We start from the raw sequence: 13,289 nt of genomic DNA on the forward strand, positions 1-13,289 counted from the left end.
CCACAACGAACCCAGGGGCCCCGCCCCAAAACCCCAACTCCCCGCCGAAGGCGGGGAAGAGAACCCCCACGGCGGGAGAGCCAACAACGTGGGAAAAAACCGGCGTCAGCCGGCCAGCATCAGGCCGATCCCCACCACCATCACCCCCGCCGCCGCAACCCTCGGCAGGCCGAACCGCTCCTTGAAGAAGAGCGTTCCGATCACGGCGCCGACGATGATCGACGACTCGCGCAGTGCCGCGATGGGCGCCAGCGGCGCGCGGGTCTGGGCCCACAGCACGAGTCCGTAGGCGAAGACCGACAGCAGGCCGCCGAGCAGGCCGCGCAGGGCGAACGGCCGTAGTTCGGCGCCGAGTCGGCCGCGTCGGGTGGCCAGTGCGTAGGCGGGGATGGCCAGTCCTTCGAGGATCATCAGCCAGGCGATGTAGCCGAGCGGGCTGCCGGAGGCGCGGACGCCCAGGCCGTCGACGGTGGTGTAGGAGGCGATGGACAGGCCGGTGGCCAGCGCGGCGGTGATCGCCGGCCAGTGGGGGCGGGAGCCGGCGCCGCGGATGCCCCAAACGGCCAGTCCCACCAGGCCCGTTGAGGTCAGCGCGACGCCGGCCAGGGCCCAGCCGCCGGGTATCTCGTGGACGAAGACCGCGGCGAGGACGGTGACGACGAGCGGCGCGGTGCCCCGGGCGATCGGATACATCTGGCCGAAGTCGCCCATCCGGAACGACTGCATCAGCAGCGCTTGGTAGACGACGTGCAGCACCGAGGAGGCGAGCAGGTAGGGCCAGGCGCCGGCCGCCGGGAGCGGGGTGAAGCAGGCCAGCAGCGCGCCGCAGAGCGTGCCCCCGCCGCCGACGAGGGTGAAGGCCAGGAGTTGGTCGCGTATGCCGTGGGCCAGGGCGTTCCAGCTGGCGTGGGTGAGGGCGGCCAGCAGGACGGCCGCGACGACGAGCGGCGTCACGCGGTCTGCTCGCGGACGTCGACGACCTTGCCGCCGGCGTGGGCGATCAGCGTCTTCGGGTCGAGCGGGAAGACGGTGTGCGGGGTGCCGGCGGCGGCCCAGACGGTGTCGTGGGCGAGCAGGCCGCGGTCGGCGAGGACCGGCGTACGGGTGCGGTGGCCGAACGGCGGGACGCCGCCGATGGCGTAGCCGGTGGTCTCCCGGACGAGGGCGGCGTCGGCCCGCTTGACCTTCGTGGCGCCCAGTTCGGCCCGTACGCGCTCCACGTCCACCCGGGAGGCGCCGTCCATCAGGACCAGCACGGGCTCGCCGTCGGCCGCGAAGACCAGGGACTTGACGATCTGGGCGAGGTCGCAGCCGATGGCCGCGGCGGCTTCGGCGGCGGTCCGGGTGGCCTCGGGGAACGCGCGGACCTCGACGGTCAGGCCGAGGGCGGCCAGCGCCTCGGCGAAGCGCGGGTGGGCGTCGCTGACGGTGGCGGTCTCGGTGGTCTCGGTACCGGTTGCGGAATCGCTCATGGCCCGCACGGTAACGAAGGGTGTACGGGCCATGCGACCGCATTCCGGCAGCTGGGCGCCCCGGCAACGGGGCGCCCACGGGCGTCAGTTGGCGGCGAGCAGGGCGCGGACCAGCGGGCCCGCGTTGGTGCCGCCGTGGCCGCTGGCCGGGACGACCGCGGCGGCCGCCACGTCGTTGCGGTAGGCGGCGAACCAGGCGTTGGGCTTGTCCTGGTTGTCGACCTCGGCGGAACCGGTCTTGGCGCCGATGTCACCGCTGAGACCCTGCATCGCCTCGGCGCCCGTCCCGGACGTCGCGGTCAGCTTCATCAGCGACTTGAGGTTGGTGGCGGTGTCCGGCTTCATGGTGCGCGCCGCCTTGGCGAACGTCCGGTTGTCCAGCGACTGGGCGACGACGAACGGCTGGCGGAAGGTGCCGGACTGGGCGGTGGCGGCGACCGAGGCCATGTTCAGCGGGTTCATCCGGACGCCGCCCTGGCCGATCAGCGAGGCGGCCATCTGCGCGTCGTGCTGCACCGGGACGGTGCCGTCGAAGGTCGGGATGCCGGTGGCCCAGTTCAGCCCGATGCCGAAGACGTCCCGGGCCTCCTTGGTCAGGTCGTCGTCGCTGAGGTCCTTGGCGTGGCCGATGAAGGCGTTGTTGCAGGAGGCGGCGAAGCTCTGCGCGAAGGTGCCGTCCGGGATCTCGGACTTGTTGAGGTTCTGGAACTTCCAGCCGCCGACCGTGACGAACTTCGGGCAGGGGTCCTTCTTGTCCGGCGCCGTCAGCCCCTTGTCCATCAGCATCGCCGCGGTGACGATCTTCATCGTCGAGCCGGGCGCCAACGACCCCTGGGCGGCGACGTTGAAGCCGTTCGCGGGGGAGTTGGCGAACGCCAGGATCTCGCCGGTGCTGGGCTTCACCGCCGCGACGGACGCCGACTTCTTGCCCTTGACGGCGTTCTCGGCGGCGGCCTGGAGCTTGGCGTCCAGCGTGGTCTTCAGCGTGCCCGGGGTGCCCTGGGAGAGCACCTTGAGGGTCTTGTCGGGCTGCTGCTGGTTGCTGTCGGCGGCCTTGGCGCGGTGGATGTAGAGCTCCACGCCGGGCTTGCCGTTGGTCTTCGTGCCGTACTTGGTGCGCAGGCTGTCCAGCGCCGCGGTCAGCGTCGGGTGGTCCTTGGCGGTCAGCTCGGTGCCGTTGCGGTCCACCGCCTTGATCGGCGGCGCCTCGGCCTCGCCGGTGCGCAGCTCGTCGCCCTTGGCCAGGCCCGGGTAGAGCGCGGACGGCTGCCAGGCGACCTGCGGCTTACCGGTGGCCTTGTCGCGCTTGAGGGTCACCGCGCTGCCGTACGAGAAGGGGGTCTGCACGGACTTGTAGGAGATCTGCGCGCCGACCGTGTACGGCACCTTGTCGCCGGTCGGGGTGCCCGGCTTCAGCGTCACCTTGGTGAACTTCGCCTGCTGGGCGAAGGAGGCGAGCGCGGTGCGGGCGGCGTCCGGGGCGTCGGTCAGTGCGGCGGCCTTCGCGGCGTCGCCGGACTGCCAGGCCGTCAGGAACGCCTGCGCCGTGGTGTTGACTTCCTTGGCGGTCAGCGGGCCGGTCGGCACCGAGGCGCCGTCGCCCGATTTGGCATCGGCGGACCGAACGGCCTGCGGCGACGACCCGTCCGAGCCGCCGAACAGCGTGAAGCCGCCGACCACTCCCACCACCAGGGCCACCGACCCGCCGATCAGCCCGTACTTCACCTCGCGGCGCATGCCAACGATCCCCTCCCAGGAGCTTGAGGTCCTTAGGTACGCACCCAAGAACGCCCCTCGCACTCTAAGGGACACGGGCAAGCGGTGAGTCTCGATCAGGGCACGGTCCGGTGACGCACCGTCGAACCGTCGTGACGGTTTCGTCACAACCGGCGGCCGCGCCCGCTCAGACCCAGCTGTCGAACCACATCCGGTCGTGCCAGGCGCTCTTAGGGATCGGCAGGCCCGTATAGAGCGGATAGAAGTAGATGAAGTTCCAGACGATCAGCAGCACCAGGACGCCGGCGCCGACCGCGCCGAGGGTGCGGCGCCGCTCGTCGGCGCGCGGCGGCCCGATGAGCGCGCCGATCATCATCGCCAGCGCCAGGCACAGGAACGGCACGAAGACCACGGCGTAGAAGAGGAAGATGGTCCGTTCCTGGTAGAGGAACCACGGCAGATAGCCGGCCGCGACGCCGCAGCCGATCGCCCCGGCCCGCCAGTCCCGCTTAAACAGCCACCGCCACAGCACGTACAGCAGCGCGAAGCAGGCCGCCCACCACAGCAGCGGGGTGCCCAGCGCCAGCACCTCGCGGGCGCAGCCCTCGGCGGCGGTGCAGCCGTCCTGTCCGGCCTTGGGGTCCTCGTAGAAGTACGAGACCGGGCGGCCCAGGACCAGCCAGCTCCACGGGTTGGACTGGTAGGTGTGCGGCGTGGTCAGTCCGGTGTGGAAGGCGTAGACCTCGGTCTGGTAGTGCCACAGGCCGCGCAGCCAGTCCGGGAGCCAGGTGAAGGAGCCGTGCTGGCCCTCGGGGGAGGTGGCCCAGTCCCGGTAGTAGCCGCCCTTGGTGACGATCCAGCCGGTCCAGGACGCGAGGTAGGTGGCGAGGGCGACGACGACGGTGGAGACGAACGCGGGCAGCGCGTCGCACCGCAGCACCGCCCTAAACGGGTGCCGTGCGCCGGCCGTGCGCCGCGCCCCCATGTCCCACAGCACCGACATCAGCGCGAACGCGGCCAGGAAGTACAGGCCGTTCCACTTCGTCGCCGCGGACAGGCCCAGGCACAGCCCGGCCGCGATCCGCCAGGGCCGCCAGCCCAGCCGCAGCCGGCCGCCGACCTCGCCGTCCGGACGGGCCAGCCCCTCGGGCCCGTCGGGCAGCGCCGCCGCCAGCCTGGCCCGGGTGCGGTCCCGGTCCACCAGCAGGCAGCCGAAACCGGCCAGCACCCAGAACATCACGAGCAGGTCGAGCAGCGCGGTGCGGCTCATCACGAAGTGCAGCCCGTCCACCGCCAGCAGGGCGCCGGCCAGGCACCCCAGCGCCGTCGAGCGCAGCAGCCGCCGCCCGATCCGGCAGACCAGCAGTACCGACAGCGTGCCGAGCAGCGCGGTCATGAACCGCCAGCCGAAGGGGTTCATCCCGAACGCCCACTCGCCCAGCGCGATCAGCCACTTGCCCATCGGGGGGTGGACGACGTACGAGTGCTCCGGCGAGAGCAGGATCTGCGGGGGGTGGGCCAGCAGGGCGTCGTTGGCGTTCTTCGCCCAGGTGCCCTCGTAGCCGTACTGCAGCAGCGACCAGGCGTCCTTGGGGTAGTACGTCTCGTCGAATATCACCTTCCGCGGGCTGCCGAGGTTCCAGAACCTCAGCACGCCCGCGAACGCGGTCACCAGCAGCGGCCCGATCCAGCCCGACCAGCGGGCCAGCCGGGACGTGAGGTGGGGGCCGGCGCCGAGCAGCGCCCACACCCGCCCGTCCGGCTCGGGGAACGGCGCCACCAGCCGCGTCCGGATATCGGCCGACGGGCGGCCGGCGTATCCGAACCGGCGCAGGCGCCGCTGCCACACCGGGGGCCGGTCGGTCGGCTCCGAGGCGTGCGGGGCGGCCGCGTGCGTCGCGGTGGTGTCACTCGTCACCCGGCCCATCGTAGGGAAGCGGTACCGGAGGCGGGTGGCCCGCGCCGCGGGCCGGTGCCGCGCGTCACCGGCACGGGCCCGGGCACCGGCGCCGGGCTGGGAGGATGGGGAGGTGACTGGAACGCTCGTACTCGCAGGGACGCCCATCGGCGACGTCGCGGACGCCCCGCCGCGGCTCGCCGCCGAACTGGCCGCCGCCGACGTGATCGCCGCCGAGGACACCCGTCGGCTGCGCCGGCTCACCCAGGCCCTGGACGTGGTCCCGGCCGGCCGGATCGTGTCGTACTTCGAGGGCAACGAGGCGGCCCGCACGCCGGAGTTGGCCGACGCGCTGGCCGGCGGGGCGCGGGTGTTGTTGGTCACCGACGCCGGCATGCCGTCGGTCTCCGACCCCGGCTACCGGCTGGTCGCCGCCGCCGTCGAGCGGGGCGTGAAGGTCACCGCGGTGCCCGGCCCGAGCGCGGTGCTCACCGCGCTCGCGGTGTCCGGGCTGCCGGTGGACCGGTTCTGCTTCGAGGGCTTCCTGCCGCGCAAGGCGGGGGAGCGACTCTCCCGGCTCCGCGAGGTCGAGGGCGAGCGCCGCACCCTGGTCTACTTCGAGGCCCCGCACCGCCTGGACGACACCCTCGCCGCGATGACCGAGGTCTTCGGCGCCGACCGCCGCGCCGCGGTCTGCCGCGAGCTGACCAAGACCTACGAGGAGGTCAAGCGCGGCGGGTTGGGCGAGCTGGCGACCTGGGCCGCCGAGGGCGTCCGCGGGGAGATCACCGTCGTCGTCGAGGGCGCGCCCGAGAGCGGGCCGGGGGAGCTGGACGCCGAGGAGCTGGTGCGCCGGGTGCGGATCCGGGAGGAGGCCGGGGAGCGCCGCAAGGAGGCGATCGCGGCGGTGGCGGCGGACGCCGGGCTGCCCAAGCGGGAGGTCTTCGACGCCGTGGTGGCGGCCAAGAACGCCGCGAAGGGCACCACCAAGGGCGCGACCAAGGACGCGGCAAAGAATTCCGGGTCCGGGCTGCCCTCCTGAGCGTGCGCACGCTCGGGAGAGCATAAAAGCCCAGCTCACGGGCCTAATGCGACCGCCGGGAAGGTAAATGGTCGGCATCGAAGGTAAAGCGATCATCCCGGATCTGGTGCGTTTGTCCTACGAGCTGCCAAATCTGGGCCAATAGGTGCCAGGTCGGCTGCGCTCCCGTCGCGAAAGGCGTTTTCTGGGAACCGGGACGTTCGGTCCCCGGAGAGCTTGTCCAGCGGACAAGAGGAGCGCACATGAGCGACATCACCAAGACCACCGGCAGCGCTTCCGGCGCGGCATCCGCAAGTCCCCTCCCGCCCCAACCCCGACGGCCCGAGCCCGCCGCCCACGAGGCGTACGCCTTCTGCTGCATGAGCTGCGGCCACGGCTGGGAGCAGGCGTACGAGATCGAGCACCAGGTGGACCCCAAGGGCGTCACGCACGCCGTCTACTACGCGGACGGCGAGCGCGTCCCGTCCCCCCTGACCCATCCCACCTGCCTCAACTGCGGCGGCCACGTCGTCCGCATCATGCGCTCCGGGCAGGTCTCGATGGTGTCCGACGCGATCGCGCACCTGCACGAGCGTCCGCATCACCGGAAGACCACCCACCACGAGGAGGAGGCCGGTCCCCGCTCGGACGACGGCCGCACCGGCAGCACCGCCGACCCCGAGCGGCACCGCTGGCACCTCTCCGACCTGCTGCACCCCTTCCAGCACCACCACAAGTGAGGCGCCGGCCGCGGTCCTCGTAGGATCGCGGCCATGGCCCCGCAGGACAAAGACACCCCGCCGCCGCTGCCGGAACCGCTCCGGGTGCCGGTCGCGGACTCGCACACCCACCTGGACATGCAGGAGACGACGGTCGAGGAGGCCCTCGCCAAGGCGGCGTCCGTCGGCGTCACCACCCTCGTCCAGGTCGGCTGCGACGTGCACGGCTCCCGCTGGGCCGCGGACACCGCCGCCGCCCACGAGCGGGTGCACGCCGCCGTCGCCCTACACCCCAACGAGGCCCCGCGCATCGTGCTCGGCGACCCCGACGGCTGGTCCCGGCAGGGGGCGCGGGACGCCGGGGGCGATGCCGCCCTCGACGACGCGCTCGGCGAGATCGACGCGCTCGCCGCCCGCCCCGAGGTCCGCGGCGTCGGCGAGACCGGCCTGGACTACTTCCGCACCGGCCCCGAGGGCGCCGCGGCCCAACAGCGTTCGTTCCGCGCCCACATCGAGATCGCCAAGCGGCACGGCAAGGCCCTGGTCATCCACGACCGCGAGGCCCACGACGACGTGCTGCGCATCCTGCGCGAGGAGGGCGCGCCCGACCGGGTCGTCTTCCACTGCTACTCCGGCGACGCCGCGATGGCCAAGACCTGCGCCGAGGCCGGCTACTTCATGTCCTTCGCCGGCAACGTCACCTTCAAGAACGCGGGGCCGCTGCGCGGCGCCCTCGCCGTGGCCCCGCCCGAGCTCGTCCTCGTCGAGACCGACGCGCCCTTCCTCACGCCCGCGCCGTACCGCGGACGGGCCAACGCGCCCTACCTCATCCCGCACACCCTGCGCGCCATGGCCGAGGTCAAGGGCATGACCGAGGACGCGCTGGCCTTGGCAATCGCCGAGAACACCGCCCGCGCGTTCGACTACTGACCCCCGCGGCCCGACTCGCGCCACCCCCGCGCGAGTTGGGCCCGTCGCCCGCGCTCCGCTACATTCCGCGCTTGACCGGTTACCGGACGACACCCGTGGCAGGTGGAGCGTTGAGTCCTTCGCAGAGCGGACACCGCACCAGACGCGGCGGCCACCGCCGACGCCCCGCCGTCGACGCGCCCGAACACCTCCGCCGGCTGGTGCCCCGCGCCCTGGTCGTCGCCTTCCTCGCCGGCGGCACCACCGCGTTCGTCGCCCACGACAAGGCCGTCAAGCTCAGCGTCGACGGCCACCCCCGCACCCTGCACACCTTCGCCGACGACGTCGACGGGCTCCTCGCCGACCAGGACCTGGCCGTCGGCCCGCACGACATCGTCGCCCCCACCACCGACACCGACCTCGCCAGCGGCGAGGAGGTCGTCCTCCGGCACGGCCGGCCCGTCCACCTCACCCTCGACGGGCACCAACGCCGGGTGTGGACCACCGCCGCCACCGTCGAAGAGGCGCTGCACCAACTCGGCGTCCGCGCCGAGGGCGCCTACCTCTCCGCCTCCCGCTCCCAACCCATCGGCCGGCACGGCCTGGAGCTGGCGGTCCGCACCGAACGCACCGTGGTCTTCCGCGCCGACGGCCGCGAGCACCGGGTCCGTACCACCGCCGCCACCGTCCGCGAGGCCCTCGCCGAGGCCGGCCTGGCACTGCGCGACCAGGACACCACCTCGGTGCCGCCGGACAGCTTCCCGCGCGAGGGCCAGACCGTCTCCGTGCTGCGGATCACCGGCACCACCGAGGTCCGCGAGGAGCCCGTCCCGTTCCGCACCGTCAAGCGGCCCGACCCGCACCTGACCCGCGGCACCGAGGAGGTCGTCCGCCCCGGCGCGCCCGGGCTGCGGCGGGTCACCTACCGGCTGGAGACCGTCAACGGGGTCCGCCGCAAGCCCCGGAAGATGGCGGTCGAGACGGTCACCGCGCCCCGCCCGCGGATCATCCGGGTCGGCACCGCCGCCCTGCCCACCTCGGTGCGCGGCGCCGACGGCCTCGCCTGGGGCGCGCTCGCCCGGTGCGAGGCCGGCGGCCGGCCGGACGCGGTCGACGCCACCGGCACCTACGGCGGCCTCTACCAGTTCGACGTCGCCACCTGGCACCGGCTCGGCGGCACCGGCCGCCCCCAGGACGCCCCCGCCCAGGAGCAGACCTACCGGGCCAAGAAGCTCTACGTCACCAGGGGCGCGAGCCCCTGGCCGGTCTGCGGCCGTAAGCTGCACGGGTGAGCGAGCGCAAGACCACCGACGAATCCGGCCCCCTGCTGGGCCCCGCCGATGTCCGGGAACTGGCCGCAGCGCTGGGCGTACGCCCGACCAAGCAGCGCGGCCAGAACTTCGTCATCGACGCCAACACCGTCCGCCGGATCGTGAAGACCGCCGACGTCCGCCCCGACGACGTGGTCGTCGAGGTCGGTCCGGGCCTCGGGTCGCTGACCCTGGCCCTGCTGGAGGTCGCCGACCGGGTCACCGCCGTCGAGATCGACGACGTGCTCGCCGCGGCCCTGCCCGCCACCGTCGAGGCCCGGCTGCCCGAGCGCGCCGACCGCTTCGCGCTGGTCCACCAGGACGCCCTGCACGTCACCGAGTTGCCCGGCCCGGCGCCCACCGCGCTGGTCGCCAACCTCCCCTACAACGTCGCGGTCCCCGTCCTGCTGCACATGCTGGAGCGGTTCCCGACCATCGAACGCACCCTGGTCATGGTCCAGGCCGAGGTCGCCGACCGGCTCGCCGCCGGCCCCGGCAACAAGGTCTACGGCGTCCCCTCGGTCAAGGCCAACTGGTACGCCGAGGTCAAGCGGGCCGGCGCCATCGGCCGCAACGTCTTCTGGCCCGCCCCCAACGTCGAGTCCGGCCTGGTCTCGCTCGTCCGCCGGGCCGAGCCGCTGCCCTCCCGCGTCTCCCGCCAGGAGGTCTTCGCCGTCGTCGACGCCGCGTTCGCCCAGCGCCGCAAGACGCTGCGGGCCGCCCTCGCCGGCTGGGCGGGCTCGGCGCAGGCCGCCGAGGCCGCGCTGGTCGCCGCCGGCGTCTCCCCACAGGCCCGCGGCGAGTCCCTGACCATCGAGTCCTTCATCGCCATCGCCGAGCACAAGGTCCCGGCCGCGGACCAGGAGGCCCCCCGATGACCCGCAGCGTCACCGTCCGCGTCCCCGCCAAGGTCAACGTCCAGCTCGCGGTCGGCGGCCGCCGCCCCGACGGCTTCCACGACCTGGCCAACGTCTTCCTCGCCGTCGGCCTCTACGACGAGGTCACGGCCACCCCCGCCGACGCCCTCACCCTCACCTGCACCGGCCCCGACGCCGACCAGGTCCCGCTCGACGACTCCAACCTCGCCGCCCGCGCCGCCCGCGCGCTGGCCGCCCGCCACGGTCTCGACCCGCACGTCCACCTCCACATCGCCAAGGACATCCCGGTCGCCGGCGGCATGGCCGGCGGCAGCGCGGACGCCGCCGGCGCCCTGCTGGCCTGCGACGCCCTCTGGGGAACGGCCACCCCGCACTCCGAACTCCTCTCCCTCTGCGCCGAGTTGGGCAGCGACGTGCCGTTCAGCCTGGTCGGCGGCGCGGCGCTGGGCCGGGGCCGTGGCGAGCTGTTGGAGCCCCTCCCCGTCGGCGGCACCTTCCACTGGGTCTTCGCGGTCGCCGACGGCGGCCTGTCCACCCCCGCCGTCTACAAGGAGTGCGACCGCCTGCGGGACACCGCGGGCCTCGGCGCGACCACCGCCGACGTCCCCGACCCGGAGCCGTCCCCGGCACTCCTGGACGCCCTGCGCGCCGGCGACGCCACCGCGCTGGCCGGGGCGCTCGCCAACGACCTTCAGGCGGCGGCCCTTTCGCTCCGCCCGGCGCTGGCGGCCACCCTCGCCGCCGGCACCCACGCCGGCGCGCTGGCGGCCCTGGTCTCCGGCTCCGGCCCGACCACGGCCTTCCTGGCGCCCGACGCCGAGGCCGCCGAGCGGATCGCCGCCGCCCTGCGCGCCTCGGGCACCTGCCGCACGGCCCGCGCCACGTCCGGCCCCGCCCCCGGCGCGACGGTCCTCACCAACGGCTAGACCCACCACGGCCGTTCGGTGGCTCTTCGGTGGCTTGCGGCTCTTCGGTGGCTTTTCGGTGGCCGATCCGTGTCCGTACCGTGTCCGCCGCCCGGCAACCGTTCGACACGCCGTTCGAGTCTGATCGTGCATGACGGATTCACGAGCGGGCATCGGACGGCGACGCGCGACCACGGTGGGGGCGGCCGCCCTGGCGGTCGTGCTCGGCGGGGCGGTGGCCTCCTGCGGTCCGGAGGGGGCCCAGGGGGAGGAGCGGCCCGGGCGGGCGAAGCTGACGTTCAAGGACACCCCGCACACGCAGTACCTCCGGTGGTACTCCGAAGCGGACCGCACCGAACTCGGCCCCCAGAACGAGCTGTTCTATGTCGATCTGGCGGCGACCCGGCTCTCCCCGGGCACGAGCCCGCTGAGCGCCCGGAACATCAAGGTGACCGTCGACCTGTCGGCCGTGAAGACGGCGACGTACCACACCATGAGCGCGGAGAACGGATGCAAAGCCTCCGGTCACCTCGTCACCTGCACCCCGAAGAACATCGGAACGGGTGACTCCGCGAACCTGCTGCTGTTCCAGATGACGTCGCGGGCGAGCGCGGTGAAGGGCCAGGCCGAGCCCGTGAAGATCACCGTGTCCAGCGCCAACGCCCCCACCATCCACCACACCACACAACTGGTCCACGGCGCACCGCGCTTGACCGCGCCCACGGAAACGGAGCGGACCGGTGTGCAGCCCGGCTCCGCGCTGGAGCTGCGGCCGGCCTTCGGCAACCAGGGGCAACTCGACGTCGACGATGACCTCAACGTCGTGGTGCGGGTGAACGGGCAGGCGACGCTGCGCGAGCGGTACCGCAACTGCCGCTACGACAAGGCCGAGGCGCCGACCAGGGCGGTGTGCACGTTCCCCGGCCCGCTGCGGGCGGGGGCGGCCTACGAGACCGCCGAGCCGATCACCGCGGCGATCGCCGACACCGGGCGCCAGGGACACTTCACCTACGCCGTGTACCGGGCTCAGGACACCCCGGCCTCCGCACTGCTGCCCGCCTCGGCCCCGCGGGGAACCGCCGCGCCGCTCGCCCTCCGCCCCGTCGACGGCGCCGAGTTCACCGGATACAGCGCCGACCAGGCCGTCAGCGGCACCATCTTCCGCACCACCCGGACCGACGACGCCCAGGTCAACGGCTTCACCCTCAGGGGCAAGGTCGGCAAGGAGACCTCGCTCGACCTGATGGATGTGGACGGCTACTACGAGGGCGACACGGTGCTGACCCTGCCGGAGGGCATCAGCGTGGCGGGGAGCCGCGAGGGCGACGTGAGCGAAGACCTCTACTGCTCCTACCTCGACAGGAAGAACCGGAAGGTGCTCTGCCCCAGCCCCCGAACCACCCAACCGACGCTGCGCTTCCGCATCGACAAGCGGGTCGAGGGCGCGCGGGGCACGATCTCCGTGCAACCCGACCCGGTGCATGCGGACCCGGACCCGTCCAACAACAGCGCCCCGATCAGGGTGGAATACGTCGACTGACGGCTCCGGCGTCGGAGCGGCAGTCGCCGCACAGTCCCGGCTGCGGTGAGCGGAAGGCGCGTTCGCAGCCGTCGCAGGTCTGGAGGGGGGCGGGGCGTGCGGGCGTCGGGGGCGCGGCCGGGAGGGGTGGGGGAAGTAAGGCCGTGAGGCGGTGGGCGAGGAGGGCCGCTGGACTTCGGAGGTCGGACGGTAGATCGGCCGCGAGGGTGCGGCGTACGGCGTCGGGTGGCGCCTCCCGTTCGAGCCAGGTGGCCACGGCGGGGGTGAGGCGCGCCACGTCCGCCTCGGAGAGCAGCAGGCGCGGATCGTCGCGCCGCAGCTCCGTGAGGATGCGGTGGGCCAGGCGCGCCCCGTCCGGGCTGGGGCGACGCGGTGCGGGAAGCGGCGTACGTGCCGGTTTCGGTGCTGGTTTGGGTTTCGACGTCGGCTTCGCCTCGTGTTCCCGTTCCGGCCTCGGAGCCCGTTGGGCGGGACGGGCCGTGGGACAGGGACCCGCCCCCGGCTGGTTGTACGAGACCGTGCGCGTCACCACCTGCCCGCTCGGCAGCCGCTCCCGCGTGCGCTTCAGGTACCCGGCCGTCTCCAACTCCCGCAGCGCGGAGGCGATCCGCGCCTCGCTCTCGGGGAAGCGGGCGGTCAGGCACTTGATGCCGATGCGTGCCCCGGCGGGCAGTGACTGGATGTGCAGGGCGAGCCCGATCGCGACGAGCGACAGCCCACGGTGCTGGGCGAGGTGGTTCCCGACCACCGTGAAGTGGCTGGTGTGACGGGAGTTGACGTGAATGACACCGGACGAGGGAGTTGGTGCGGGAACGCGGGACATGGGACGGGCGGGCGCGCTAGGGTTCTTGAGAGCCATCGGGAAGGTTGTGTCTTCCTTGTTGGTTAGGCCCTCGTTCGGGATGGCCGTCCCGGCCGGGGG

General features: G+C 73.2%; 12 protein-coding genes. 7 read left to right on the top strand and 5 right to left on the bottom strand.

Annotated features, from left to right (window positions below; all coding sequences use genetic code 11):
- Nucleotides 1–105: 105 nt before the first annotated feature.
- The 4 genes from ACFVFQ_RS32815 to ACFVFQ_RS32830 all read right to left on the bottom strand — a co-directional run bounded on the left by ACFVFQ_RS32815 (nucleotide 106) and on the right by ACFVFQ_RS32830 (nucleotide 5,115).
- Nucleotides 106–954 carry an EamA family transporter gene (locus tag ACFVFQ_RS32815; protein WP_383423109.1) on the bottom strand — a complete coding sequence of 283 codons (849 nt, stop codon included), beginning with the start codon at nucleotides 952–954 and terminating at the stop codon, nucleotides 106–108.
- Complete coding sequence (locus ACFVFQ_RS32820; protein ID WP_383423111.1) at nucleotides 951–1,472, bottom strand: YbaK/EbsC family protein; 522 nt, start codon at nucleotides 1,470–1,472, stop codon at nucleotides 951–953. The genes ACFVFQ_RS32815 and ACFVFQ_RS32820 overlap by 4 nt, the downstream gene beginning before the upstream one ends.
- 84 nt (nucleotides 1,473–1,556) lie before the next feature.
- Nucleotides 1,557–3,209, bottom strand: coding sequence for a penicillin-binding transpeptidase domain-containing protein (locus ACFVFQ_RS32825; RefSeq protein WP_383423113.1), 1,653 nt, complete (start codon nucleotides 3,207–3,209; stop codon nucleotides 1,557–1,559).
- A gap of 166 nt (nucleotides 3,210–3,375) precedes the next feature.
- On the bottom strand, nucleotides 3,376–5,115 hold the full coding sequence (locus tag ACFVFQ_RS32830; protein ID WP_383423115.1) for a dolichyl-phosphate-mannose--protein mannosyltransferase: 1,740 nt from the start codon (nucleotides 5,113–5,115) through the stop codon (nucleotides 3,376–3,378).
- A 103-nt stretch (nucleotides 5,116–5,218) separates the two neighbouring features.
- Here ACFVFQ_RS32830 and rsmI point away from each other — a divergent pair, with 103 nt between their 5' ends.
- The 7 genes from rsmI to ACFVFQ_RS32865 all read left to right on the top strand — a co-directional run bounded on the left by rsmI (nucleotide 5,219) and on the right by ACFVFQ_RS32865 (nucleotide 12,367).
- The gene (gene rsmI, locus ACFVFQ_RS32835) at nucleotides 5,219–6,127 is read left to right on the top strand and encodes a 16S rRNA (cytidine(1402)-2'-O)-methyltransferase (protein WP_383423117.1); all 909 of its coding nucleotides are present in this window, start codon (nucleotides 5,219–5,221) and stop codon (nucleotides 6,125–6,127) included.
- 242 nt (nucleotides 6,128–6,369) lie between these two features.
- Entirely contained in the window at nucleotides 6,370–6,846 is a 477-nt protein-coding gene (locus ACFVFQ_RS32840) for a hypothetical protein (protein ID WP_383423119.1), read from the top strand.
- 33 nt (nucleotides 6,847–6,879) lie between these two features.
- A complete protein-coding gene (locus tag ACFVFQ_RS32845) occupies nucleotides 6,880–7,755 on the top strand; it encodes a TatD family hydrolase (RefSeq protein WP_383423121.1) in 876 nt (291 codons plus the stop codon).
- Between the two features lie 62 nt (nucleotides 7,756–7,817).
- Nucleotides 7,818–9,026, top strand: coding sequence for a ubiquitin-like domain-containing protein (locus ACFVFQ_RS32850; protein WP_383423189.1), 1,209 nt, complete (start codon nucleotides 7,818–7,820; stop codon nucleotides 9,024–9,026).
- A complete protein-coding gene (rsmA, locus tag ACFVFQ_RS32855) occupies nucleotides 9,023–9,922 on the top strand; it encodes a 16S rRNA (adenine(1518)-N(6)/adenine(1519)-N(6))-dimethyltransferase RsmA (protein ID WP_383423123.1) in 900 nt (299 codons plus the stop codon). Before ACFVFQ_RS32850 ends, rsmA begins: the two co-directional genes overlap by 4 nt.
- Nucleotides 9,919–10,848, top strand: a complete 930-nt coding sequence (locus tag ACFVFQ_RS32860) for a 4-(cytidine 5'-diphospho)-2-C-methyl-D-erythritol kinase (RefSeq protein ID WP_383423125.1) — start codon at nucleotides 9,919–9,921, stop codon at nucleotides 10,846–10,848. Before rsmA ends, ACFVFQ_RS32860 begins: the two co-directional genes overlap by 4 nt.
- Before the next feature lie 130 nt (nucleotides 10,849–10,978).
- Nucleotides 10,979–12,367, top strand: coding sequence for a hypothetical protein (locus ACFVFQ_RS32865; protein WP_383423127.1), 1,389 nt, complete (start codon nucleotides 10,979–10,981; stop codon nucleotides 12,365–12,367).
- Here ACFVFQ_RS32865 and ACFVFQ_RS32870 read toward each other — a convergent pair.
- Entirely contained in the window at nucleotides 12,345–13,226 is an 882-nt protein-coding gene (locus ACFVFQ_RS32870; RefSeq protein WP_383423129.1) for a helix-turn-helix domain-containing protein, read from the bottom strand. The genes ACFVFQ_RS32865 and ACFVFQ_RS32870 overlap by 23 nt on opposite strands.
- Between the last annotated feature and the right edge of the window lie 63 nt (nucleotides 13,227–13,289).

It is taken from the genome of Streptomyces sp. NPDC057743 (genome assembly GCF_042798755.1).
Classification (GTDB): domain Bacteria; phylum Actinomycetota; class Actinomycetes; order Streptomycetales; family Streptomycetaceae; genus Streptomyces.

Bases quoted from the DNA above. Each gene is read 5' to 3' on its own strand.
- ACFVFQ_RS32820 (WP_383423111.1), bottom strand. From the start codon at position 1,472: ATGAGCGATTCCGCAACCGGTACCGAGACCACCGAGACCGCCACCGTC.
- ACFVFQ_RS32845 (WP_383423121.1), top strand. From the start codon at position 6,880: ATGGCCCCGCAGGACAAAGACACCCCGCCGCCGCTGCCGGAACCGCTC.
- ACFVFQ_RS32870 (WP_383423129.1), bottom strand. From the start codon at position 13,226: ATGGCTCTCAAGAACCCTAGCGCGCCCGCCCGTCCCATGTCCCGCGTT.
- ACFVFQ_RS32860 (WP_383423125.1), top strand. From the start codon at position 9,919: ATGACCCGCAGCGTCACCGTCCGCGTCCCCGCCAAGGTCAACGTCCAG.
- ACFVFQ_RS32865 (WP_383423127.1), top strand. From the start codon at position 10,979: ATGACGGATTCACGAGCGGGCATCGGACGGCGACGCGCGACCACGGTG.
- ACFVFQ_RS32830 (WP_383423115.1), bottom strand. From the start codon at position 5,115: ATGGGCCGGGTGACGAGTGACACCACCGCGACGCACGCGGCCGCCCCG.
- ACFVFQ_RS32840 (WP_383423119.1), top strand. From the start codon at position 6,370: ATGAGCGACATCACCAAGACCACCGGCAGCGCTTCCGGCGCGGCATCC.
- ACFVFQ_RS32825 (WP_383423113.1), bottom strand. From the start codon at position 3,209: ATGCGCCGCGAGGTGAAGTACGGGCTGATCGGCGGGTCGGTGGCCCTG.